Genomic DNA, 24228 nt, shown 5'->3' on the forward strand with positions numbered 1-24228 from the left:
GCTCACGTCCGACATGTCCGCTCCCTCCTCCCGCAGTGCGCGCCGTCAACGCCGTGACGTCCCGGACGACGCGGACTCCGGCGCGCCCGTGACCAAGCCGTCGCGCGCGGGCCGTGACCTCCCGGCGGCCATCGCGGTGGGGGTCGGGCTCGGCATCCTCATCGTCGGCTCGTTGCTCCTGCTCAAGGAGCTGATGCTCGTCATCGTGGTCGCGGCGGTCGCCGTGGGCGTCTGGGAGCTGCGCCGCGCCCTGCTGCAGGTCTCCATCGCCGTCCCACTGGTGCCCAGCGTCGTCGGCAGCGTGAGCATGATCCTTTCCGCCTACATCGGCGGTGGCGAGGCGCTGGTCCTCACCCTCGGCCTCACCTGCGTCGGGATCCTGCTCTGGCGCATCGCCGACGGGGTGCTCGACGCCGTCCGCGACCTCGCCGGAGGCTTCTTCGTCGCGGTGTACCCCTCGTTCCTCGCCGGGTTCGCGGCCCTGATGCTGCGGCCGGACGACGGGTCGCGCCGGGTCGTCGCCTTCATCCTCGTCACGGTGCTCAGCGACGTGGGTGGCTACGTCTTCGGCGTGATCTTCGGCAAGCACCCGATGGCTCCGTCGGTCAGCCCCAAGAAGTCGTGGGAGGGCTTCGCCGGTTCGGTCATCACGTGCGTCGCCGGTGGGGCGATCACCGTGGTCCTGCTCCTCGACGGCCCTGCCTGGGGTGGCGCGCTGCTGGGTGCCTGCGTGGCCGTGGCGGCGACCGTCGGCGACCTCACCGAGTCGACGGTCAAGCGCGACCTCGGCGTCAAGGACATGAGCAACATCCTCCCCGGGCACGGCGGCATCATGGACCGCCTCGACTCGCTCGTGCTGGTCGCTCCGGTCGCGTGGGCGCTGCTCGCCTGGCTCGTCCCCGTCTGAGGCGCGGTCAGGCTGCGTCTCGTGGGCTCAGGCCTCGTCGCCGCGGGTCATCCCGAGCAGCACCTCGAGCTCGGGGCCGGGCGTGACCGACAGCCGCCGGTCGGCGGTCATCGTGGAGACCTGACGCACTCGGCCCTCCTGCCACCAGAAGACGCTCGGGCTCACCGGTCCGCTGCCCTCCAGGAACCCCGCTGCGGCGAACTGCGGCATCACCATCAGCGCGTTCAGGGCGGCCTGCGGCTCGTCGACGACGTGGAACGCGAGCTGGTGACGGAACGGGATCGCGAACAGGACGCCCTTGTCCGACAAGGGCTGCGCGGCATACCGCTGCACCACGTCCGGCAGGAGCAGGGCCAGGCTGGCCGTGTAGACGCTGTCGCCGAGCAGGCACCAGAACGTCGAGTCGCCATGGGTGACCGCCTCGAGCTGGAACGTCTCGGTGTCGAGCTGGGCCCGCAGGTTGGCCAGCCCACGGTCGAACCACGGTCCCAGCGGCCTGAACTCCTCGAACGCGGCCGGCGGCAGGACCTGGACCGTCTCCGGGGTGTCGACGACGACCACCTGCCGCACCCCCGGGGCCCACTCCAGCCCGCGGTCGACCCAGTCCGGGGTCTGGCGCAGGCCGTCCTCCTCCATCAGCCGGCTGACGACGTGCGCATCGAGGTATGCCGCGGTGAGGGGCTCGTCGTCGGCGCCGGCCATGACCGTGGTGAAGTGCGCGCGGACGGTGGCCGGCCACTGGTCGTGAGGGGTGCCGGCGCACCCGGCACCGAGGTTCCACAGGCCCCACTGGCGGCCGTCGTCGGTCGTCACGTGGTCCGCGAGCACAGTGACCTCGAAACCCATCTCCGCGAGCGTCTCGCGGACCGTGGACCGGAAGGTGGCGGCATCGGACTCCTCGAACATCGTCAGGGCGTCGTCGACCCGCCGTGGGCCGCTGTGGCCGCCCGAACCCGGGCGCGACGGCTCGTCCGGGCCCGGCGAACCCTTCCTGCGTGAGAACAGCCCCACGGCGCAGTTCCTCCCCTGGTCGGTGCGCCCCACCCTAGGCCGGTGCCCCGGCGATTGGGCAGTTCCGGTGGGTGGCTGCGAAACTGGGGGAGCCATGACGACCTCCCTCCCCGAGCCCACCGCGCAGCGCCCCGCCCCCGGAGCCCTGACGTTCACCGCGCCGCGACGGGGCAAGCCCCCGCGCCACCTCGCCGACCTGTCGCCGGCCGAGCGCAAGGAAGCGGTGGAGGCGCTGGGGCACAAGGGATTCCGTGCCAAGCAGCTGTCGACGCACTACTTCGAGCGCCTCGTCGGTTCGCCTGAGGAGATGACCGACCTGCCCAAGGGGGTCCGCGACCAGCTCGTGGCCGACCTGCTCCCCACACTCCTGACGCCCCACGTCCAGCGCACCGCCGACGACGGCATGACCATCAAGTCGGCCTGGAAGCTGCACGACGGGGCCATCGTGGAGTCCGTCCTCATGCGGTACCCCAGGCGCGTCACCATCTGCATCTCCAGCCAGGCCGGCTGCGGCATGAACTGTCCGTTCTGCGCCACCGGACAGGCGGGTCTGACCCGCAACATGTCGGCCGGTGAGATCGTCGAGCAGGTCGTGCAGGCGGCCCGGATGCTGCGCAGCGGGGAGCTCGCCGCGTCGGTCACCACCGAGGGGGCGGTCGACGCCGCCGAGCTCGGCGACGAGGACGGCGCCCCGGAGGTGAGCGGCCCGACCCGCATCTCCAACGTCGTGTTCATGGGCATGGGTGAGGCGCTGGCCAACTACAAGGCCGCGATCGGCGCCATCCGCCGGATGACCGACCCGGCGCCCGACGGCCTCGGCATGTCGGCCCGCGGCATCACGATGTCGACGGTCGGTCTCGTGCCGGCCATCGACAAGCTCGCGGCCGAGGGCATCCCGGTGACGCTCGCCCTGTCGCTGCACGCCCCCGACGACGAGCTGCGCAACGAGCTCGTGCCGATCAACACGCGCTGGAGCGTCGACGAGGCGCTCGACGCCGCCTACCGCTACTACGAGGCAACCGGTCGCCGGGTCAGCATCGAGTACGCCCTGATCAAGGACATCAACGACCACGCCTGGCGGGCCGACCTGCTCGGGAAGAAGCTCAACGCCCGCGGTCGCGGCTGGGTGCACGTCAACCCGATCCCGCTGAACCCGACTCCCGGCTCGAAGTGGACGGCCTCCCGCCCCGGCGTCGAGCAGCAGTTCGTCGAACGGCTGCGGGCGCACGGCATCCCGACGACGATCCGCGACACCCGTGGCCAGGACATCGACGGAGCCTGCGGCCAGCTCGCCGCCTCGACCGCCTGAGGCCGAACCACCTCCCGGAACGCCGGCGCTGCCTACACTCATGAGGTGATGCACCGCCGCCCCGTCCGTCGCGCCCTCATTGGGTGCGCCATGGCCGCGGTCGCAGCCCTCGTGCTCACGGCCTGCGCCAGCCGAGGGTCGACAGCCGGGTCCGCAGCGACCGCGGCACCGCCGGCCACGACGACACCGGCAGCCACCGCCACGACGACGTCCGGGCACGCCGCCCACGGCCCGGCCACCACCAAGCCGGTCGCGCCGCTGCGCACCGGCGAACGGTTCGTCACGCTGCGGATGCCGGCGGCATACACACCGAAGGCGCCGGCCGCCCCGGGGACGGACGACTACCGCTGCTTCCTGCTCGACCCACACCTCACCGCGAAGTCCGTGGTCACGGGGATCAACGTCCTGCCGGGCAACCCGGACGTCGTCCACCACGTCATCCTGTTCCGGATCCCGCCGGACAAGGTGGCGGTGGCCCAGGCGAAGGACGCGGCGGAGCCCGGGCAGGGCTGGACCTGCTTCGGTGGCACCGGCGTCGAGAGCCAGGGCAGCACCCTCGACGACGCACCGTGGCTGGGGGCGTGGGCACCCGGCGGCGGCGAGAGCCTGCTGGCCAAGGACCTGGGCATGCCCCTGGCACCGGGGACCCGCATCGTCATGCAGGTCCACTACAACCTGCTCGCGGGTGACTCCCCGGACACCTCGGCAGCCCGGCTGCGGGTCGCGGCCGACGACGGCACCCGCAAGACCCTCGAGACCGTCCTGCTCCCGGGCCCGGTCGAGCTGCCGTGCCGCCCCGGACACACCGGACCCCTGTGTGCGCGTCAGGCTGCCGTGGCCGACGTGCAGCAGCGGTTCGGCGCCGCGGCCGGCTCGACCGCGAACCTCCTGCACCTGCTGTGCGGGCCGATCAAGGCCACGCCCACGCAGTCGTGCACCCGTCCGGTGACCCAGCCGGGCACCATACGGGCGGTCGCGGGGCACATGCACCTGCTGGGGCGCAGCATCTCCGTCGTGGTGAACCAGGGCAAGAAGGGTGAGCGCACCATCCTCGACCTGCCCATCTGGGACTTCGACAACCAGGGGAGCAAGCCGGTGACGCCCGCGGTCAGGGTGAAGGCCGGCGACACCCTCACCGTCACCTGCCGGCACGACCAGGGCCTGCGCGACCAGCTGCCCGCGCTCGCCGGCGTGCCCGAGCGGTACGTCGTGTGGGGCGAGGGGACGACCGACGAGATGTGCCTGGGGATCGTGCTGCTGACCCGCCCCTAGGCTGTCCGGGTGCACCAGTCCATGCCGGCGTCCGCCGAGAGCGGCCGCGAGTTCGTCCTCACCGTCTCCTGCCCCGACCGCCGTGGCATCGTCCACGCCGTCTCGGGGGTCATGCTCGACCTGGCGATGACCATCCTCGACAGCCAGCAGTTCGCGGACGCCACCTCGGGGGAGTTCCACCTGCGCATGCACCTCGTGCGCGAGGGGGCGGCCCTGCCGGTGGCCGAGGTCGACGCCGGACTGGCGTCCGTGGCGGCGGAGTTCGCGATGGAGTATGCCGTGCACGACCTGTCCCAGCGGCGGCGCGTCCTCGTCATGGTCAGCCAGCAGGGACACTGCCTCAACGACCTGTTGTTCCGTGTCGAGAGCGGGTCGCTGCCCGTCGAGGTCCCGGCCATCGTGTCCAACCACGAGGACTTCCGGGGTCTCGCGGAATGGCACGGGGTGCCGTTCCACCACGTCCCGGTGACCCGTGACACCAAGCCCGCTGCGGAGCAGCAGCTGCGTGACCTCATCGCCGAGCACCGGGCCGACACCATCGTCCTGGCGCGGTACATGCAGATCCTGTCCGCCGACCTCTGCGCCGACCTGCCGGGGCGGATCATCAACATCCACCACTCGCTGCTGCCGAGCTTCAAGGGTGCCAAGCCGTACACCCAGGCGCACGACCGCGGCGTCAAGGTCATCGGAGCGACGGCGCACTACGTGACGGCCGACCTCGACGAGGGGCCGATCATCGAGCAGGACTTCCGCCGGGTCGACCACCGGATGAGCCCGGCGCAGCTGGCCTCGGTGGGGCAGGAGCTCGAGGCCATGGCCCTGGCGCGAGCCGTCCGCTGGCACGCCGAGCACCGCGTCGTCCTGCGCGGCCGCCGCACCATCGTCTTCGACTGATCCAGCCGGCCAGCCAGTCGGCCGCGCGTCTGCCCCGCGGCTCGCGGCGGGGCTCTCGACGCCCACCGTGACACGCGCAAAGCGGGTGTCGTTCCGCAAGGCACCGACAAATAAGTCCCGGGTCGCCGAACGACACCCGCTTTGCGTGCGGCGCGGGGGTGTCGGGCGCGGGGGCGGGGGTGTCGGGGGCGGGGTGTCGAGGCCGGGTGGTCGGGTGGAGAGTGGGGACGTCAGCGGGGCTGGATGAGGTCCCAGCGGTTGCCGTAGAGGTCCTCGAAGACCGCGACGTCGCCGTAGTCCTGGTGGCGGGGCTCTTCGAGGAAGCGCACCCCGGCCGCGACCATCCGCGCGTGGTCGGCGGCGAAGTCGTCAGTGCCGAGGAAGTGCATGACCCGTCCGCCCCCGGGGTCGCCGACGCGGGCGACCTGCTCGGGGGTGCTGGCGCGGGCGAGCAGGACCTGGGTACCCTCCGAGCCGGCCGGACGGATGACGACCCAGCGCGTGCCGTCGCCCCGGTCGGTGTCCTCGACGAGCTCGAACCCGACTGCGCCGCAGTAGAACTCGAGGGCCTCGTCGTAGTCGCGGACGAGCAGGGTGACGAGGTTCAGACGCTGGCTCATGGTGCCATCCTGCCGTCCGCGGCTCGCTGCAGGGCGCGCAGGTACCCCAGCGCCGCAACTCTCTGCAGCTGCCAGCTCACGGGTCCACCCAGCCGGGCCAGGAGCGTCGCCGCCCGGGCGTAGGCGCGGATCACGGCATACACCTCGTCGCCGCGGCGTTCGACGAGGAAGCCCTCCTCGCCGCTCTCGATGTGGCCGCGCAGCGTGCCGTACCCGAACCCCGTGCGCTCCGGTCCTTCCACGGTCCACACGACCCGGCACGGAACAGGCAGCACCACGAGGTGGCTGAGGATCTCGACGCCCTCGGCAGCGCGGGGTGCCGTCGCCACCGGACGCAGACCGATCCCGCGCTGCGGCGCCCACCCCATGAGCGCCTCCGCCGCCCGGGCGTATGCCGCGTCGCCGGCTCCCAGCCGGCGCTCCACCTCGAGGTGGTGGAAACCCTGCGGCATCGGCCCGTCGAGGGTCAGCCCGCGCGGTTCGTAGGTGAGGGGCAGGTGGGCGAGGTCGGTCAGCTTCATGGTCGGCTCTCGATCCGGGTCGGGCGCGCGAGGGCGCAGACGGCACACAGGGCGAAGCCGACGGCGTTCGCCAGCCCGTGGGTCCAGGCCATCCACTCGATGGGCAGGTGCGGCACGGCGTCGACGACGTGGCCCAGGGCCCAGTCGAGGGCGAGCAGCATCGTCAGGACGAGGGTGACGGCACTGACCCCGAGGAGCAGCCGGGTGCGCGAGTCCCTGGTCCCGGCCCGTCCCCGGGTCCACAGGGTCCAGCCCACCAGCCACATGCCGGCGGTGAGGATCACCGCCCCCAGCAGCTCGACCTCGTCGTTGACGAAGTAGCCGAGCAGCACGACGAGGGTGCCGGACGGCACGGACCAGGCCGCCGCCGTCGTCACCGGGCTCGGATGGGTGGTCGCCACGAGGTGGGCGACGAGGGCGGCGGCGAACCCCGCGAAGTGGAAGTGCGGCACGGTGAGGGCGAGGATCTTCAGGCTGAACCCGAACACCTCGGTCGACGCGCGCTCGCTCACCAGGGCGAACGCCGCGATCGCCGGGCACACCAGTGCCGTGACGGCCGCGGCATCTGCGCCGCGGAGGGTCCTGCGGGACAAGCAGTTCCACCCGTGGCGGACGCCGAGGAACGCCAGCAGCAACGTGCCGACGCCGTACCAGCCGGCCAGCGTCGTGGAGAGGACGCCGCGGGGGAGCCAGAGGGCGACGACGCCGGGCACGGCGAAGACGGGGTAGGCACGGGCCAGCGCGAGGGTGCCGGCCACGGGCAGCAGCCGGAGCCCCAACGGGACGATCACGAGCATGCCGAGCGTGACGACGAGGTTGACGACCACGGTCACCGGACAGCCTCCCGCCCCGGTGCGGAGGCGATGACGGCGACCGCCTCGTCCACGGTGTCCACGAGGTGCAGGGCGTCGCCGAGGGCCCGCCCCTGCCCGAGGGCACGCACGGCTGCCCAGATCGGGACGGTGTCCGTCCAGTACTCCTGACCGACGAGCACGACCGGCGGGAGGGCGAGGGTCTCGTCGTCGGCGGCGTAGTACGACGGGGTCAGCGCCTGGAACACCTCCTGCACCGTCCCTGCCGCGCCCTCGAGCACCACCACCCCGGCGGTGGCGCGCGAGAGGAGGCCGTCCTCACGGATGGCGTTCGAGAAGTACTTGCCGATGCCGTCGCAGAACACGTTCGGTGGTTCGTGGCCGTAGAACCACGTGGGGATGCCGAGGCTGCGGGCGCCGGTGTCGTCGGCCCGCACGTCCGTGCGCAGCTCCTGGCGCACCTCGAGCGCGAGCGACGCCCAGGCACCGATGTCGGGGCGGAACGAGGGGACGGCCGCGAGCCGCCGGAGGGCACTCTCCAGGGCCTGCTCGTCGTCGGCGAACGCACCGAGGTTGGCCGCCTCCATCGCGCCCGGTCCTCCGCCGGTGGCCACGATGACCCCCAGCCGCGCGAGGCGGTGGCCGGCCAGCGCTGCCTCGGCGTATGCCGTGCGGCCGCGGTCGAGCGCGTGGCCACCCATCACCCCCACGAGCGGGCGGCAGTCCACGAACTCGTCGAGGGCGTCGCTGATGGAGTCGTCGTGGATGGCGCGCAGGAGCGTGGCGAAGGCGTCGTGGTGCCTGCTGCCGTCACGCGCCCACCGGTACGCGCGGAAATCCGGGGTGGCGTCGTAGCCGTGCTCGGACAGGCCTGCATACAGCTCGGCGGGTGAGTAGAGGGTGGCCCGGTAGGGATCCACCGGAGCGTGCGGGTCGGTGGGGAAGACGAGCGCACGGTGGGCGCGCAGGTGCGCGTCGAGCTCGGGGGACAGTCGACCCCCGAGGACGACGAGGCCGGTGAGGTCGGTGCGCCCCAGGAGCTGCGCCTCGTGACCCGTGAGGTCGAGGTCCTGCAGCCGGACCCCGGTGAGCGGCTTGCCGGAGGCGAGCAGGGCCTCGAGCGCGGGGAGCGACTCCACCTCGCGCCGGACCATGCTGCGACTCTAGACGGCCGGTCGTTGTCTAGAGTCGCGGCATGGGCGAGCTGTTCTCCACGCGCGTCGCGGGTGGGGCCTGGCGGGGCGAGGCGACCCGCTGGGTCGAGGAGGAGCTGCGTCGCGTCGGTCGCCGCGTGACGGGCCCGCTCGAGCAGCCGAGGATCCGGCCGTGGTCGACGCAGCTCGTGGTGCCGACGGACCGGGGGAGGGTGTGGTTCAAGGCCAACTGTGCCTCCGCCGCCTTCGAACCCGCCGTGCACCGTGCCCTGGCCCGGCTGGAGCCGACCGAGGTCGAGGCACCGCTGGCCGTGGACGCCGGCCGCGGCTGGATGATCACCGCGGACCGGGGGGCCACGCTCGGGGACAGCCGCGACGCGACGCTCGAGGACTGGCAGGGGCTCCTGACGGCAGCCGCGACGGTGCAGCGCCGGACGGCAGCCCACCGTGACGAGCTGGTCGGCGCCGGCCTACCCGACTGTTCCCCGCCCACGGTCCCCGCGCGGTACCTGTGGCTGGTCGACGAGCTCGCCGCCCTCCCGGACGGCCACCCCTCCCACCTGACGGCCGAGGAGGCGGGCTCCCTGCGCTCGCGGATCGGTGACGTCGAGGCCGCTGTCGCCGCCCTGGTCGCAGGCCCCCTGCCGTCCAGCCTCGAGCACGGGGACCTGCACCCGCGGAACGTCTTCGTCGTCGACGGGGCGTTGCGGTTCTTCGACTTCGGCGACGCGCAGTGGGCCCATGTGCTCGAGGTGCTCGCCGTTCCCTACGGCTACTCGACCCGGGTCACGCACCACCCGTGGGACGCCCTCCTCGACGCGTACGCGCGAGTGTGGGCGGACGTGCTGGACCGCGACTCCCTCGAGTCGCTGATGGGCCCGGCGATGGTCACCCACGCCGTGAACCGGTCGTTCACCTGGCTGGGAGCGATCCGTGGTGCCCAGCCGGACGAGCTCGCCGAGTGGGGCGACTCACCCCTGTACTACCTGCGCCTCACCCACGAGCCCTTTCCGCCGAAGGACCCGGAGCAAGGCCCCTGACGTCGGCAGCGAGGAGTCAGACGTTGCCGAGAACCCGGTCCACGGCGACCTCGATCACCACGCGCTCGGGGTTCTCGCGGGGCACGCGGTAGCGGGCGGCATACCGCTGCTCGGCGTCCGCCACGGACTCGCGGTCGGTGCGGACGCGGGCCGGTCCCTCGAAGGACAGCCAGTGCCGCCCGTCCACCTGGCACAGGACCGCCCGGCTGCCGGCCGCGGCGTTGCGCGCCTTGCGGCTCGCCCCACTGGTGATGATCCGGGCCACGAGGGCCTCGGGGTCCCAGGTGAACCCGACGGGGACGACGTGCGGGCTGCCGTCGGGGCGCAGCGTGGTCAGGGTCGCCAGGTGGCGGACGGTGACGAACTCGAGGGCGGCGGCGGACAGCTCTGCGGGGGGCGTGGACACCCTCGAAGTCTGCCAGCGACCCGCCGCCGGCGCCGGGGCGTGCCGGTTCAGTGGCCGGTGAGGGCCTCGAGGAGCCGCCCGATCCGGGCCGGGCGTCCCGTGCGCGCCTCCTCGCGGTCGGCGGCGTGGGCCAGGCGCAGCCCGGCGTTGATCCCGACCCAGCGAGCGGGTTCCGGTTCCCAGCGCCGGCTGCGGTGCCCGACCCACGGGAGGTCGGTGATGGCCGTATGGCGCCCCAGCACCAGGTCGGCGAGGGTGCGGCCCGCGAGGTTGCTGGCGGCGACGCCGTCACCGACGTAACCACCGGCCCAGCCGAGCCCGGTGGCAGGGTCGTGGCCGACGGAGGGGTGCCAGTCGCGGGCGATCCCGAGGGGGCCGCCCCACGCGTGGGTGAACTCGACCTCCCGGATCTGCGGGAGGAGGTCGCGAAGGGTGGCGCGCAGGTCGGCGAAAACCGTTGCCTCGTGGTCGAACTCGGGCCTGACCCGTGACCCGAAGTGGTACGGCGCGCCCCGGCCACCGAAGGCGAGCCGGTCGTCGTCGGTGCGCTGGCCGTAGATGATGACGTGGCGGTGGTCGGCGAAGGTCTCGCGCTGCGCCAACCCGATCTGCTCCCACAGCTGCGCCGGCAACGGCTCGGTGGCGACCATGAGCGAGTAGACGGGCGCGACCGTGCGACGGTGCCCCGCCAGGACGGGGGTGAAGCCCTCCGTCGCACGGATGACGTGCCGCGCGCGCACGGTGCGGCCGTCGTCGAGCCGGGCCAGCCCGGGCTCGATGGCCTCGACGCGCACACCCTCGTGGATCCGGCCTCCCTGCCCGCGGACCGTGGCAGCCAGTCCGTCGACGAGCCGCCGCGGGTGCACCCGCGCGCAGCTCGGGTTGTACGTCGCACCGAGGACGCCCTCGGCCGCGAGCCGCTCGGTCGCCTCCGCCGCGTCGAGCCACCGGGTGCCGGTGCCCCACGAGGCCGAGTGCGCGACCTCGGCGCGGGCGCGGACCACCTGGGCTTCGGAACGGGCGAGACCGAGGGTGCCGCCCTTGCGGAATCCGCAGTCGATCCCCGCAGATTCCGCGGCGGTGCCGACCTCGTCGACGGTGTGCCGCAGCTCGGCCAGCATCGCCTCCGCCGCCGCCCTGCCCGAGCGTCGCGCGAGCGTGTCGGGTCCGACCGGCCACAGGGCGGAGACCCACCCGCCGTTGCGTCCGCTGGCCCCGAACCCGGCGTGCCGGGCCTCGAGCAGGACGACGTCGAGCGAGGGCTGCGCCAGCAGCAGGTAGTGCGCCGTCCAGAGCCCGGTGAAGCCGGCACCGACGATGACGACGTCGGCTCGGGCGGGCAGGGGAGCAGGGGGCGGGGAGGACGCGGGGGACGAGGAGCTTCCGGGCACGGACGGCGAGGAGGGCTCGTGCGCCGACGACGCGGCACTCGAGCCCTCCCGCTGCGCTGCCTCGGACCAGAGTGGCTGGGTCACGAGGGCGGCCGGCTCAGAGGTGCTTCTCGGCGTCCTTGAGGACCGACCGGAGGCGGCTCTCGATGTCGTCGAACTCGGTCTGCCCGATGATCAACGGCGGCGCGAGCTGGATGACCGGGTCCCCGCGGTCGTCGGCGCGGCAGTAGATGCCGGCGTCGAACAGGGCCTTGGAGAGGTAGCCACGCAGCAGCCGCTCGGACTCCGCGTCGTTGAACGTCTCGCGGGTCTCCTTGTCCTTGACGAGCTCGATGCCGTAGAAGTACCCGGCTCCGCGGACGTCACCGACGATCGGCAGGTCGAGCAGCTTCTCGAGGGTCGCCCGGAACTTCGGGGCGTTCTCCTTGACGTGGTCGTTGAGGCCCTCGCGGTCGAAGATGTCGAGGTTGGCCATCGCCACCGCCGAGCTCACCGGGTGGCCACCGAAGGTGTAGCCGTGCGGGAAGCTCGTCGTGCCCTTCTTGAACGGCTCGAAGAGGCGCTCGCTGGCGATCATCGCGCCGATGGGGGAGTACCCGGAGGTCATGCCCTTGGCGCAGGTGATGATGTCGGGGACGTAGTTGAAGTCGTCGCAGGCGAACATCGACCCGATGCGGCCGAACGAGCAGATGACCTCGTCGGAGACCAGGAGCACGTCGTGCTCGTCGCAGATCTCGCGGACGCGCTCGAAGTACCCGGGCGGGGGCGGGAAGCACCCCCCGGAGTTCTGCACCGGCTCGAGGAAGACGGCGGCGACGGTGTCGGGGCCCTCGAACTCGATGGCCTCGGCGATGCGGTCGGCGGCCCAGCGGCCGAACGCCTTCTCGTCGTCGCGCAGGTGCTCAGGCGCGCGGTAGTGGTTGGTGTTGGGGACCTTGAACGCGCCCGGGACGAGCGGCTCGAACATCTCCTTGGCGGCCGGGATCCCCGTGATCGAGAGGGCGCCCTGCGGGGTGCCGTGGTAGGCCACCGACCGGCTGATCACCTTGTGCTTGGTGGGCTTGCCGGTGAGCTTGAAGTACTGCTTGGCCAGCTTCCACGCGGTCTCGACGGCCTCGCCACCACCGGTGGTGAAGAAGACGCGGTTGAGGTCGCCCGGTGCGCCTGCGGCGAGGCGCTCGGCGAGCTCGATGGCCTTGGGGTGGGCGTAGGACCACAGCGGGAAGAAGGCGAGCTCCTTGGCCTGCCGGGCCGCCGCGTCGGCGAGCTCCTGGCGACCGTGCCCGACCTGCACGACGAACAGGCCCGCGAGCCCGTCGATGTACTCCTTGCCGTGGTCGTCCCAGATCTTGTGGCCCTCGCCGCGCACGATGACGGGGACCTTGCCGCCCTCCTCGTACGTCGAGTGGCGGGTGAAGTGCATCCACAGGTGGTCCCGGGCAGCGTCCGCGTATGCGGTGCCGGCCGGCGTCGTGGACGTGGAATCGATGCTCATCGGGTACCCCAGTTGTAGTGCTGCTTGTTGAGTTTCAGGTAGACGAAGGTCTCGGTCGACTGGACCCCGTGGAGGGTCCGGATCCGCTTGGTGAGGAGCTCGAGCAGCTCCGTGTCGTCCTCGCAGACGACCTCAGCGAGGATGTCGAAGGACCCCGCCGTGGTGACGACGTAGTCGACCTCAGCCATGGCCGACAACGCGTCACCGACAGGCGTCAGGTCCCCGTCGACGCGGATGCCGATCATCGCCTGGCGTCTGAACCCCACCTGCAGGGGGTCGGTGACGGCGACGATCTGCATGACCTCCTGGTCGAGGAGGCGCTGCACCCGCTGGCGCACCGCCGCCTCCGACAGCCCGACGCGCTTGGCGATCGTGGCGTAGGACTGCCGCCCGTCCTCCTGCAGCTGCTCGATGATCGCCTTCGACACGTCGTCGAGGCGCACGTCGGTGCCGTTGCTGGGAGTGCGGGTCACGCGGCCATGGTGTCGCTGGATCTCGTTTGGCGCAAGTCCCCTCGCGACGGAATCGGTTGCTGATTTGTTAAATCGGTGTTGATTTCCGCATCCAAGTGCCGAGAACCTATTGAAATCCGTGGTGCTGGGGCTACAGTGCCAACCACCGGAATCCGTACCCGAGCTCCCTGGGAGAGTCAGTGACCGCCACGACCGCCGGCCCCGCCACCACCGGCACCACGGCCTCGCCGCGCGTGCTGCGCAACTTCGTCGGCGGCGAGTACGTCGACGCCACCACCGACGCGACGGCCGACATCGTCAGCCCCGTGACGGCCCAGGTCGTCGCGACCGCCCCGGTGTCCACGGCCCAGGACGTCGACGCGGCCTACGCCTCGGCCAGCCGCGCCTTCGAGGAGTGGGGGCAGACCACCCCCGGCGAACGCCAGGCCGCCCTGCTCCGGTTCGCGGACGCGATCGAGCGCAGGGCCGACGAGTTCGTCCGCCTCGAGTCCGAGAACACCGGCAAGCCGCACGCCCTCACCGCGAGTGAGGAGATGCCGCCGATGGTGGACCAGATCCGCTTCTTCGCCGGTGCGGCCCGCGTGCTCGAGGGGCGCTCCGCCGGGGAGTACATGCGGGGCCACACGAGCTGGATCCGGCGCGAGCCGATCGGCGTCGTCGGCCAGGTCACCCCGTGGAACTACCCGATGATGATGGCCACCTGGAAGATCGCCCCGGCCCTCGCGGCGGGCAACACCGTCGTCCTCAAGCCGTCCGACACGACGCCCGAGACGACCCTGCTCATGGCGGAGATCGCCTCGGAGTTCCTGCCGGCCGGCACCTTCAACGTCGTCACCGGCGATCGCGAGACGGGCCGCGCGGTGGTCGAGCACCGGACGCCGGCGCTCGTGGCGATCACCGGCTCCGTCCGTGCCGGGATGCAGGTCGCCGAGAGCGCTGCGCGCGACCTCAAGCGCGTCCACCTCGAGCTCGGCGGCAAGGCGCCCGTCATCGTCTTCGACGACGCCGACATCGAGGCCGCCGTCGAGGGCATCGCCACCGCGGGCTACTTCAACGCGGGCCAGGACTGCACCGCCGCGACCCGCGTGCTCGCCGCGCCGCACATCCACGACGACTTCGTGGCGGCCCTGGCCGAGTACGCCAGGACCTCGGTCAAGGTCGGCCTGCCCGAGGACGAGGACGCACTCCTCGGCCCGGTGAACAACCGCAACCAGCTCGAGCGCGTGCAGGGCTTCCTGTCGCGGCTGCCCGACCACGCCAGCGTCGCGGCCGGTGGGCACCGGATGGACGCACTCGGCGACGGGTTCTTCCTGGAGCCGACCGTGCTGTCCGGGCTGCGCCAGGACGACGAGGCGATCCAGGACGAGATCTTCGGCCCGGTCATCACGGTGCAGCGGTTCACCGACGAGCAGGAGGCGGTCCGCTGGGCCAACGACGTCGACTACGGCCTCGCCTCCAGCGTCTGGACCAAGGACTTCGGCCGCGCCATGCGCGTCTCGAAGGCGCTGGACTTCGGCTGCGTCTGGATCAACACCCACATTCCTGTCGTCGCGGAGATGCCGCACGGCGGTTTCAAGAAGTCCGGCTACGGCAAGGACCTGTCCATGTACGGCTTCGAGGACTACACGCGCATCAAGCACGTGATGGCCAACATCGACAGCTGACCCCCGTCCCACCCGGCAGCCGTCCTCGGGCGGCAGCCGGCCGAACCCCTAGCGAGTGCCGATGAAACCCCTGCGACCTCCCGCAGACCCCGTCGCCCGTGGCCTGGTCCGCGCCGCGATGTCCTCCACCCGAGATCGCTCCTTCTCCAGAAGGGGACTCCTCGGGGCCTCCCTCATGGGTGGTGCTGCGGCAGCGCTGTCGGCCTGTGCACCCCCGACGCCTCCGGCAGCGGGCGCCGTCGCCGTGCAGCTGCCGACCGACGTGTCGGCCACCGACAAGGTCCTCAAGTGGGCGAACTGGACCGCCTACCTCGACTACGACGAGGACACCAAGAAGTACCCGACGCTCGAGGCCTTCATCAAGAAGACCGGGATCCAGGTCACCTACAGCGAGGACGTCGACGACAACGACTCCTACTTCAACAAGATCGCGCCGCAGCTGCGGGCCAAGCAGGACATCGACCGCGACATCTTCGTGTTCACCGACTGGATGGCCAACCGCGTCATCCGCGACGGGCTGGTGCAGCCGCTCGAGCTGATCCGCATGCCGCACGCGGCCAACCTGCTCGACTCGCTCAAGGACGTCTCGTTCGACCCGGGTCGCCAGAAGTCCCTGACCTGGCAGAGCGGGTTCGCCGGGATCGGCTACGACAAGTCCAAGGTCGGCCGCGAGCTCAAGTCGCTCGACGACCTGTGGCAGGACGAGCTCAAGGGCAAGATCGTGGTCCTCAGCGAGTTCCGCGACACCCTGGGGCTGGTCATGCTCCAACAGGGCGTCGACATCTCCAAGGGCTTCGGCAAGGCGCAGTTCGAGGCGGCCGTCGCGGAGATCGACAAGCGCATCAGCGACGGCTACATCCGCCGCGTCAAGGGCAACAGCTACCTCGAGGACCTCAAGAGCGGCAACGCCATCGCGGGCATCGTCTGGAGCGGTGACCTGTTCGTGCTGCGGGCCGAGACCGAGAACGACAACTGGCAGTTCGTCATCCCCGAGTCGGGCGGCACGCTCTGGAGCGACAACATGATGATCCCGATCACGTCGCGGCACCGGAAGAGCGCCATGGCGCTGATGGACTACTACTACCAGCCCGAGGTCGCGGCCCAAGTCGCCGCCTACGTCAACTACGTGTGCCCCGTCGAGGGTGCACAGGCGGAGATGGAGAAGATCGACCCCGAGCTGGCCAAGAGCCCGTTCATCTTCCCGAGCGAGTCCTACATCAAGGACAACAACGTCAAGGGGTTCCGGGCGCTCTCCCCACAGGAGGACGCCGACTACAGCAGCATCTGGGCAAAGGTGGTCGGTAACTGATGGCACTCTTCTCCTCTGGCGGAGCCGGTTTCCGCGCGGCCAAGGGCGACCTCAACCTCGAGTCGGTCACCAAGCAGTTCGCCAACTTCACCGCCGTCGACGACCTCAGCCTCACGGTTCCCCGCGGCTCGTTCTTCGCCCTCCTCGGCCCGTCGGGCTGCGGCAAGACGACGACGCTGCGCATGGTGGCCGGGCTCGAGCAGCCGACGCGCGGACGCATCCTCATCGGCGACACCGACCTCACCGGCTCCCGGCCGTACGAGCGCCCGGTCAACACCGTGTTCCAGAGCTACGCGCTCTTCCCGCACCTCACGATCCGGGACAACGTCTCCTTCGGTCCCCGGCGCCGGGGTGACTCCGACGCGGGCAAGGCCGCGGAGGACGCCCTCGAGCTCGTGCAGATGTCGAGCTTCGCCTCGCGCAAGCCGGCCCAGCTCTCCGGCGGCCAGCAGCAGCGTGTCGCCCTGGCGCGCGCGCTGGTCAACCGCCCGGAGGTGCTGCTGCTCGACGAGCCCCTCGGCGCCCTCGACCTCAAGCTGCGCCGGCAGATGCAGGTGGAGCTCAAGCGGATCCAGACCGAGGTCGGCCTCACCTTCATCCACGTGACCCACGACCAGGAGGAGGCCATGACCATGGCCGACACCGTAGCCGTGATGAACGCCGGGCGGATCGAGCAGATGGGCCACCCCGAGGAGCTCTACGACCTGCCGCGCACGTCCTTCGTGGCCAACTTCGTCGGCCAGTCCAACCTGGGTGTCGGCGACGTCACCGGCACCGACGGCGACAACCTCGTCGTCGAGGTGGCGGGCACGACGGTCCGCATCCCGAAGGCGCGCTCCGCCGTCCACAGCGGGCGGATCACCTTCGGCGTCCGTCCCGAGAAGGTGCGCATCAGCAGCGACCAGCCCACCGGTGCCGGCAACGACGTGAAGGCCCAGGTCGTCGACGTCTCCTTCACCGGGGTGGCCACGCAGTTCCTCGTGACCGTCCCCAGCGGCAGCACGTGGGCCGTGTACGAGCAGAACCTCGACGTCCAGCGCAACACCCTGCGCCCGGGCGACCCGGTGTGGCTCGAGTGGGACTCCGGGCACGCGTTCGGGGTCGAGGTGGACGAGGCCGCGGCCGCCGAAGCCCAGGTCGCGTCGTGAGCGCCCTCGCCCACGTGGGCGGGGGGACACCGGGGGCACCCGACGACGGTCCGCCGCAGGAGCGCGGCGGACGCTCGTGGGCGCCATACCTGCTGCTCATCCCGGGCACGATCTGGCTGTTGGTGTTCTTCGTGTTCCCGCTCCTGCAGCTGTTCACGGTCTCCCTCCAGAGCGGCTTCCCGGGCTTCCCCGGCTACTACTACCGGGACGTGAACTTCGGGAACTACCTCGACGCGATCACCGAGTTCGCGCCGCACTTCGGGCGGTCCCTGCTGTATGCCGGGCTGGCCACCTTCTTCGCGTTCGTCCTCGCCTACCCCCTCGCGTACGCCATGGCGTTCAAGGCGGGGAAGTGGCGCAACGTCATGATGATCTGCGTCATCGCGCCGTTCTTCACGTCCTTCATCCTGCGGACCATCGCCTGGCGGCAGATCCTCGCCGACAACGGTCCGGTGGCGGAGACGCTGAAGTTCCTCCACCTGCTCCCCGGCGGACGCATCACCGAGACGTGGGTCGCGGTCGTGGCCGGCCTGACCTACAACTTCCTGCCGTTCATGGTGCTGCCGATCTACGCCTCCCTCGAGCGCGCCGACCCCAAGGTCATCGAGGCGGGTGGCGACCTGTACGCCAACGGGCTCACCACGTTCCGCAAGGTCACGCTCCCGATGAGCCTGCCCGGTGTCATCGCCGGCACGCTGCTCACGTTCATCCCGGCAGCCGGTGACTACGTCAACGCCGAGCTGCTCGGGTCCGACCGCAGCACCAAGATGGTCGGCAACGTCATCGAGAGCCAGTTCTTCCGGGTCCTCGGTGGCTTCCCGACAGCGGCCGCGCTCAGCTTCACCCTCATGGCGATCATCCTCGCGATGGTGTTCGTCTACATCCGCAAGTTCGGCACGGAGGAGCTCCTGTGACCGCCACCGCCTCACGCCCCCGCACCGGTGGGCCCACGCCACCGACCCGCTCGTCCGTCGCGGGTCCGACCCCCCTGGCACGGGTGAAGACGTGGCTCGGCACGCACGTCTCGATGATCGCGGCGCTGGCCGTGCTGGTCTACCTGTTCGTGCCGGTGGCCTACACGTTCGCCTTCTCGTTCAACGACTACCGCAAGTCCAACATCGTCTGGAACTCCGCGGCCGGTCCGACGCTGAAGCACTGGAAGGACCCCTGTGGCGCCCCCGGTGTCTGTGACGCGCTGGTCACCTCCATCCAGGTGGGCGTCATCGCCACCGTCGTCGCGACGGTGCTCGGCACGATGCTCGCGTTCGCCCTGGTGCGGCACAAGTTCCGGGGCCGCGCGGCCAGCAACGTCCTGGTCTTCGTCCCCATGGCGACGCCGGAGATCGTCCTCGGCGCGAGCCTGCTGACGATCTTCGTGCAGGGCTTCTCCCGCTTCGGCCTCAAGCTGGGGTTCTGGACGATCGTCATCGCGCACGTGATGTTCTGCATCAGCTTCGTGGTCGTCACGGTCAAGGCCCGCCTGCAGAGCCTCGACCCACGGCTCGAGGAGGCGGCGCAGGATCTGTTCGCCGGTCCCGGGGCAACGTTCTGGCGGGTCACCTTCCCGCTGGTGCTCCCGGGTGTCGTCGGCGCCGCGCTGCTGGCCTTCTCGCTGTCGTTCGACGACTTCATCATCACCAACTTCGTGTCGGGTGACGCGACGACCTTCCCGAAGTTCGTCTACGTGTCCTACCTGCGCGGGATCCCGGCCCAGGCCAACGTGATCGGCTTCTCGATGTTCGTCATCGCGGTGCTCCTCGTGGTGGCCGGCCAGCTCATCGGCAACGCGCGCAAGCGCTGACCCCCGACCCCACCAAGGACGACCCCCCATGCGGATCCTCATGATCGGCGCCGGTGGCGTCGGTGACGCTGCCGCGCGCATCGCCGTCGAGCGCGACTTCTTCGAGCTGCTCGTCGTCGCCGACTACGACCTGTCCAGGGCGGAGGCGACCGTCGCCCACGCCACCGCCCGGCGCCCGGGCGAGGACCGCCTCGTCGCCGAGGTGGTGGACGCCTCCGACGGCGCTGCCGTGGCCGCCTTGGCCCTCAAGCACGCGGTCACGCACGTCTTCAACGCCGTCGACCCGCGGTTCGTCATGCCGATCTTCCGTGGGGCGCTGGTGGCCGGTGCCGGCTACCTCGACATGGCCATGAGCCTGTCGCAACGCCACCCCGAGGAGCCGTACGCCAAGGCGCACGTCAAGCTCGGCGACGAGCAGTTCGCCATGGCGGGGGAGTGGGAGGCGTCCAACCAGCTCGCCCTCGTGGGGATGGGCGTGGAGCCCGGGCTGTCGGACGTGTTCGCGCGGTACGCCTCCGACCACCTCTTCTCGCACATCGAGGAGCTCGGCACCAGGGACGGCGCGAACCTCGCCGTCCTCGACGCCGACGGCAACGAGACCTTCGCCCCCGGCTTCTCGATGTGGACGATCATCGAGGAGTGCCTCAACCCGCCGGTGGTGTGGGAGAGGTCCCGCGCCGAGGCGGCAGGTGGCGATGTGGAGGCGGGGTTCTCGACGCTGCCGGCGTTCGCCGAGCCCGAGGTGTTCGACTTCCCTGAGGGCATCGGCCCGGTCGAGTGCGTCCACGTCGAGCACGAGGAGGTGCTCCTCATGCCCCGCTGGGTCGATGCCGACAAGGTGACCTTCAAGTACGGCCTCGGCGAGGAGCTCATCACCATCCTCAAGACCCTGCGCACCCTCGGCCTCGACCGCACCGACCCGGTGACGGTCAAGGGTGTCCAGGTCTCGCCGCGGGACGTCGTGGCCGCGGTGCTGCCCGACCCCGCGACGATCGGTCCGCAGATGAAGGGCAAGACCTGCGCGGGCCTCTGGGTCACCGGCACGGGCAAGGACGGTCAGCCTCGCCGCACGTACCTCTACCACGTGTCGGACAACGAGGACACGATGCGCGAGTACGGCGCCCAGTGCGTCGTGTGGCAGACCGCCGTCAACCCGGTCGTCGCGCTCGAGCTGCTCGCCAACGGCACGTGGGCCGGCAACGGGGTCCTCGGTCCGGAGGCGTTCGACGCCGTGCCGTTCCTCGAATTGCTCAAGGCGCCCAAGCCCGACGGCTACGGTTCTCCGTGGGGCATGGAGGACCGCTGACGCCGCAGGGCGGCTCGGCCGTGGCAGCGAGGGGCATGGCGATGACGGGGTGGACCCGGGCGTGGTGGGTGGTGCTCGCGGGCATCCTCGCCCTGCAGGCGCACCTGACCCGGTTGTCGCTCGCCTCGCCTTCGGCGGACGCCCTCGCCACCGTGCCGGACGGGTCGTACGCCTGGTTCGGTCGCGACATCCCCGGCTACGACGACTACGCGCGCCTCGTCTACGACCCCAAGGTGGACGCGGTGCTGCCGGTCATGGTCCTCGTGGTCGCGGTGGCGGTCCGCCGCAGCAGTCGCCTGGCCGTCCTCGGTGTGCTGCTGGCCCTCGCCTCGGTGCTCATCGGGCCGCTGTGGTGGGGACCAGCGGCCGGGAGCTTGGCCACGGCCGTGCTCGTCGGGGCGGCGGGCCGGGCCTCGAAGTCCACCCCCGTCCGCTGGGCGGGCGTGGCGGTCGGGTCGCTGCTCGCGGTCACGGAGGTCACGGCCCTGGTCGTGGGCCCCGGATCAGCTCTCCACGAGACGCGCCCTGCCGTGCTCTGGGTCGCGGTCGCGGTGCTGGTCGTCTGCGCCGTCGCCGGACCTGCCGCCCGGGCCGGTCACCCGGCAGCGACGACAGGCGTTGGCCGCGACCTGGTGGGTGCGGCCTGGGCGGTGGTGCTGGCGGCCGGTGCGCTGCACCTCGCCCTGCTCGCGCAGGCCTCCGTCGAGGGCGTGCACGCGCAGGTCCTCGCCCTGGCCCGACCGGCGGGACTCGTGGAGGAGCCGGAGACCGTCACGGTGGCCATCGCGCAGTTCACCGGGTCGACGCCGCACGGCTCCTCGAGTCCCTGGGCGTTCGCCGACCCCGGGGGTGTCGCCGTCGTCGCGGCCGTGCTGGCTGTCGTGGCCGCGTGGTTCCTGCGGCGGGAGCACCGACTCGTCGTCGTTGGTGCGATCCTCGTCCTCGTGGGCCTGCTTCCGTGGTGGCCCGACGGCGGTGTCGACCCGACCCCACCGATCGTGCGACTGCTCGGGTTCGGGGTGCTGGGTTACGCCGCGATCCTGAGTCACCGGGGCCGTGAAACCTTCGGGGGCAACGGGACTAGGGTCGGCTCATGACGCGATACGGGCAGCAGTACGGCCCCGACTTCACCTTCCTCGGCGTGGACCGGTGCGACCTCGACGACGAGAGCACGTATGCCGACGCGGACGTCGTGATCCTCGGTGCACCGTTCGACGGCGGCACCTCCCACCGACCGGGAACCCGGTTCGGGCCGCAGGCGATCCGCATGACCGACTACCTCCCGCACGACGGTTCGCGGCCCTCGCTGGCGCTGCGCACCGACGGCCTGGTGGACCTGCGGGTGGTCGACGCCGGTGACGTGGAGATGTACTCCGGCGACATCGAGCGGTCCCTGCCCAAGCTCGAGGCTGCGGTCGAGAAGGTGACCCGGGCCGGCGCCATACCGGTGGTCCTGGGTGGTGACCACTCCATCGCGTTCCCTGACGCCAAGGGGGTCGCGAACGTCCTCGGGCACGGCCGCGTGTCGATGATCCACTTCGACGCGCACGCCGACACCGGTGACATCGAGTTCGGGTCGCTCTGGGGCCACGGCCAGCCGATGCGTCGGCTCATCGAGTCCGGGGCGCTGCGCGGGGACCGGTTCCTGCAGGTCGGGCTGCGCGGCTACTGGCCGCCGCCGGAGACGCTCGACTGGATGGCCGGCCAGCAGATGCGCTCGTTCGAGATGACCGAGATCGTCCACCGGGGGCTGCAGGAGTGCCTCACCGAGGCGTTCGCGATCGCCACCGACGAGTGTGAGGGGGTCTTCCTCTCCGTCGACATCGACGTCTGCGACCCCGGCCACGCACCGGGCACCGGCACGCCCGAGCCCGGCGGCCTGTCGGCCCGCGAGCTGCTCGACTCGGTGCGCCGGATCTGCCTCGAGCTGCCCGTCGTCGGTGTCGACGTCGTCGAGGTCAGCCCTCCCTACGACCACGCCGACATCACCGCGGCGCTCGCGAACCGCGTCGTCCTCGAGGCGCTGTCGGCCATCGCCCGCCGTCGCCGGGACGAGCGGGACGGCACCCGCTGGGACCCGGCGCAGCCGCTCCTCGCCGGTCGCGCCGGCGCCATACCGGAGGGACACATCCCCTCCCACCACCACACGCACGAGACCCACGACCAGCACGACCACGCACCCACGGAGGAAAAGTCCTGATGGCCACCACGCAGAAGTCGCTCGTCGAATCCGTCCCGAAGGGCCTGTTCATCGCGGGGAAGTGGCGCGACGGCAGCGACGGCCGCACCATCGCCGTCGAGGACCCCTCGAGCGGCGCCACGCTCGCGCACGTCGCTGACGCGTCGGTCGCTGACGGCAAGGCGGCCCTCGATGCCGCCGTTGCGGCACAAGGGGACTGGGCCAGCACGCCGCCGCGCGACCGTGGCGAGATCCTGCGTTCGGCCTTCGAGAAGATCACCGAGCGCGCCGAGGACTTCGCCACGCTCATGACGCTCGAGATGGGCAAGACCCTGGCCGAGTCGCGGGGCGAGGTGACCTACGGCGCCGAGTTCTTCCGGTGGTTCTCCGAGGAGGCGGTACGGATCAGCGGCCGCTGGTCGACGGCCCCGAACGGTGCGACCCGGCTCCTCACGATGAAGAAGCCGGTCGGGCCCACCCTGATGATCACGCCGTGGAACTTCCCGCTGGCCATGGGCACCCGCAAGATCGGCCCGGCCATCGCCGCCGGGTGCACCATGGTCGTCAAGCCCGCGAGCCAGACCCCCCTGACGATGCTCGCCCTGGCCGAGCTGCTGCGTGAGTGCGGCCTGCCGGACGGGGTCCTCAACGTGGTGACCACCTCGCGGACCGGTGACGTCATGGAGCCGCTCATCCGGGACTCGCGCCTGCGCAAGCTCACCTTCACCGGCTCGACCAACATCGGTCGCCGCCTCGTCGAGCAGTCGGCCGAGCAGCTCCTGCGCGTGTCGATGGAGCTCGGCGGCAACGCCCCCTTCCTCGTGTTCGAGGACGCCGACCTCGACCGCGCCGTCGACGGCGCCATGCTCGCCAAGATGCGCAACATCGGTGAGGCCTGCACGGCGGCCAACCGGTTCTACGTGCACGAGAGCGTCGTCGAGGAGTTCTCCGCCAAGCTCGCCACGCGGATGGGTGGGCTCACCCTCGGCAAGGGGACCAAGAAGGGCGTCGACGTCGGCCCGCTCATCGACGGCAAGGCCCGCGACGGGGTGTCCGAGCTGGTCGAGCACGCTCGCTCGCAGGGCGCCACGGTCGTGACCGGCGGCAAGGCCGTCCCGGGGCGCGGCTACTTCTACGAGCCCACGGTCATCACCGGCGTCCGGAAGGACGCCCGGATGATGCGCGAGGAGATCTTCGGGCCGGTCGCGCCCATCGCCTCCTTCCGGACCGAGAAGGAGGCCATCGACCTGGCCAACGGCACGGAGTACGGACTCGCGTCCTACGTCTTCACGAACGACCTGGGCCGTGTCATCCGGGTCAGCGAGGCGCTCGAGTACGGGATGATCGGCATCAACCAGGGGATCATCTCCAACCCCGCAGCGCCGTTCGGAGGGGTCAAGGCCTCCGGCTTCGGGCGCGAGGGTGGCTTCGAGGGGATCGAGGAGTACCTCGAGACGACGTACGTCGGCATCGCCCCCTGATCGGCGGGTCTGTCCCGTAGTTCCCCCGGACGAAG

Annotated in this window: 23 protein-coding genes; 14 read left to right on the plus strand and 9 right to left on the minus strand. The window is 71.2% G+C overall.

What is annotated here, in order from left to right:
- The first annotated feature begins 13 nt into the window (after positions 1–13).
- Positions 14–907 carry a phosphatidate cytidylyltransferase gene (locus tag ACYVKF_RS05450; protein ID WP_082552919.1) on the plus strand — a complete coding sequence of 298 codons (894 nt, stop codon included), beginning with the start codon at positions 14–16 and terminating at the stop codon, positions 905–907.
- 27 nt (positions 908–934) lie between these two features.
- Here ACYVKF_RS05450 and ACYVKF_RS05455 read toward each other — a convergent pair whose 3' ends face one another.
- Positions 935–1918, minus strand: a complete 984-nt coding sequence (locus ACYVKF_RS05455) for a hypothetical protein (protein ID WP_460965371.1) — start codon at positions 1916–1918, stop codon at positions 935–937.
- A gap of 94 nt (positions 1919–2012) precedes the next feature.
- On the opposite strand from ACYVKF_RS05455, the gene rlmN reads away from it, so the two are divergent.
- The 3 genes from rlmN to purU are packed head-to-tail and all read left to right on the plus strand — an operon-like array spanning position 2013 to position 5393.
- Positions 2013–3227, plus strand: coding sequence for a 23S rRNA (adenine(2503)-C(2))-methyltransferase RlmN (gene rlmN / locus ACYVKF_RS05460; protein WP_056915118.1), 1215 nt, complete (start codon positions 2013–2015; stop codon positions 3225–3227).
- Positions 3228–3275: 48 nt separating this feature from the next.
- Complete coding sequence (locus ACYVKF_RS05465; RefSeq protein ID WP_460965546.1) at positions 3276–4499, plus strand: monooxygenase; 1224 nt, start codon at positions 3276–3278, stop codon at positions 4497–4499.
- Positions 4500–4520: 21 nt separating this feature from the next.
- The gene (gene purU, locus ACYVKF_RS05470) at positions 4521–5393 is read left to right on the plus strand and encodes a formyltetrahydrofolate deformylase (RefSeq protein ID WP_460965548.1); all 873 of its coding nucleotides are present in this window, start codon (positions 4521–4523) and stop codon (positions 5391–5393) included.
- Between the two features lie 230 nt (positions 5394–5623).
- Here purU and ACYVKF_RS05475 read toward each other — a convergent pair whose 3' ends face one another.
- Genes ACYVKF_RS05475 through ACYVKF_RS05490 form a run of 4 tightly spaced genes read right to left on the minus strand, consistent with a single transcriptional unit; the run spans position 5624 to position 8500 of the window.
- Positions 5624–6013: a VOC family protein gene (locus ACYVKF_RS05475; RefSeq protein ID WP_460965373.1), complete on the minus strand. Its 390-nt coding sequence runs from the start codon at positions 6011–6013 to the stop codon at positions 5624–5626.
- A complete protein-coding gene (locus ACYVKF_RS05480) occupies positions 6010–6534 on the minus strand; it encodes a DUF1990 family protein (protein WP_460965375.1) in 525 nt (174 codons plus the stop codon). Before ACYVKF_RS05480 ends, ACYVKF_RS05475 begins: the two co-directional genes overlap by 4 nt.
- Positions 6531–7367 (minus strand): YndJ family protein, encoded by an 837-nt coding sequence (locus ACYVKF_RS05485; RefSeq protein ID WP_460965377.1) that lies wholly within the window; start codon positions 7365–7367, stop codon positions 6531–6533. The genes ACYVKF_RS05480 and ACYVKF_RS05485 overlap by 4 nt, the downstream gene beginning before the upstream one ends.
- Positions 7364–8500, minus strand: coding sequence for an LOG family protein (locus ACYVKF_RS05490; protein WP_460965379.1), 1137 nt, complete (start codon positions 8498–8500; stop codon positions 7364–7366). Before ACYVKF_RS05490 ends, ACYVKF_RS05485 begins: the two co-directional genes overlap by 4 nt.
- A gap of 41 nt (positions 8501–8541) precedes the next feature.
- On the opposite strand from ACYVKF_RS05490, the gene ACYVKF_RS05495 reads away from it, so the two are divergent.
- The gene (locus ACYVKF_RS05495) at positions 8542–9540 is read left to right on the plus strand and encodes a phosphotransferase (RefSeq protein WP_460965381.1); all 999 of its coding nucleotides are present in this window, start codon (positions 8542–8544) and stop codon (positions 9538–9540) included.
- Between the two features lie 16 nt (positions 9541–9556).
- Here ACYVKF_RS05495 and ACYVKF_RS05500 read toward each other — a convergent pair whose 3' ends face one another.
- From ACYVKF_RS05500 to ACYVKF_RS05515, 4 genes are read right to left on the minus strand one after another with little or no spacing between them, the layout of a single operon-like run.
- Complete coding sequence (locus tag ACYVKF_RS05500) at positions 9557–9946, minus strand: pyridoxamine 5'-phosphate oxidase family protein (protein WP_460965384.1); 390 nt, start codon at positions 9944–9946, stop codon at positions 9557–9559.
- A gap of 47 nt (positions 9947–9993) precedes the next feature.
- On the minus strand, positions 9994–11421 hold the full coding sequence (locus ACYVKF_RS05505; protein ID WP_460965386.1) for an NAD(P)/FAD-dependent oxidoreductase: 1428 nt from the start codon (positions 11419–11421) through the stop codon (positions 9994–9996).
- Between the two features lie 13 nt (positions 11422–11434).
- Positions 11435–12832, minus strand: coding sequence for an aspartate aminotransferase family protein (locus tag ACYVKF_RS05510; protein ID WP_460965388.1), 1398 nt, complete (start codon positions 12830–12832; stop codon positions 11435–11437).
- The gene (locus tag ACYVKF_RS05515; RefSeq protein ID WP_200947704.1) at positions 12829–13305 is read right to left on the minus strand and encodes an Lrp/AsnC family transcriptional regulator; all 477 of its coding nucleotides are present in this window, start codon (positions 13303–13305) and stop codon (positions 12829–12831) included. The genes ACYVKF_RS05510 and ACYVKF_RS05515 overlap by 4 nt, the downstream gene beginning before the upstream one ends.
- 179 nt (positions 13306–13484) lie before the next feature.
- On the opposite strand from ACYVKF_RS05515, the gene ACYVKF_RS05520 reads away from it, so the two are divergent.
- From ACYVKF_RS05520 to ACYVKF_RS05560, 9 genes are all read left to right on the plus strand, one after another.
- Positions 13485–14969: a gamma-aminobutyraldehyde dehydrogenase gene (locus ACYVKF_RS05520; protein ID WP_460965390.1), complete on the plus strand. Its 1485-nt coding sequence runs from the start codon at positions 13485–13487 to the stop codon at positions 14967–14969.
- 61 nt (positions 14970–15030) lie between these two features.
- On the plus strand, positions 15031–16278 hold the full coding sequence (locus tag ACYVKF_RS05525; RefSeq protein WP_460965392.1) for an ABC transporter substrate-binding protein: 1248 nt from the start codon (positions 15031–15033) through the stop codon (positions 16276–16278).
- Complete coding sequence (locus tag ACYVKF_RS05530) at positions 16278–17426, plus strand: ABC transporter ATP-binding protein (RefSeq protein WP_460965394.1); 1149 nt, start codon at positions 16278–16280, stop codon at positions 17424–17426. The genes ACYVKF_RS05525 and ACYVKF_RS05530 overlap by 1 nt, the downstream gene beginning before the upstream one ends.
- Positions 17423–18340, plus strand: coding sequence for an ABC transporter permease (locus ACYVKF_RS05535; RefSeq protein WP_082552838.1), 918 nt, complete (start codon positions 17423–17425; stop codon positions 18338–18340). The genes ACYVKF_RS05530 and ACYVKF_RS05535 overlap by 4 nt, the downstream gene beginning before the upstream one ends.
- 113 nt (positions 18341–18453) lie before the next feature.
- A complete protein-coding gene (locus tag ACYVKF_RS05540; protein WP_082552918.1) occupies positions 18454–19227 on the plus strand; it encodes an ABC transporter permease in 774 nt (257 codons plus the stop codon).
- 28 nt (positions 19228–19255) lie between these two features.
- Complete coding sequence (locus tag ACYVKF_RS05545) at positions 19256–20533, plus strand: saccharopine dehydrogenase family protein (RefSeq protein ID WP_460965397.1); 1278 nt, start codon at positions 19256–19258, stop codon at positions 20531–20533.
- Between the two features lie 41 nt (positions 20534–20574).
- Complete coding sequence (locus ACYVKF_RS05550; RefSeq protein ID WP_460965399.1) at positions 20575–21630, plus strand: hypothetical protein; 1056 nt, start codon at positions 20575–20577, stop codon at positions 21628–21630.
- Complete coding sequence (speB, locus tag ACYVKF_RS05555; RefSeq protein WP_082552837.1) at positions 21627–22733, plus strand: agmatinase; 1107 nt, start codon at positions 21627–21629, stop codon at positions 22731–22733. The genes ACYVKF_RS05550 and speB overlap by 4 nt, the downstream gene beginning before the upstream one ends.
- Positions 22733–24193, plus strand: coding sequence for an NAD-dependent succinate-semialdehyde dehydrogenase (locus tag ACYVKF_RS05560; protein ID WP_056915103.1), 1461 nt, complete (start codon positions 22733–22735; stop codon positions 24191–24193). The genes speB and ACYVKF_RS05560 overlap by 1 nt, the downstream gene beginning before the upstream one ends.
- Positions 24194–24228 lie beyond the last annotated feature (35 nt).

Source organism: Pedococcus soli (genome assembly GCF_054782575.1).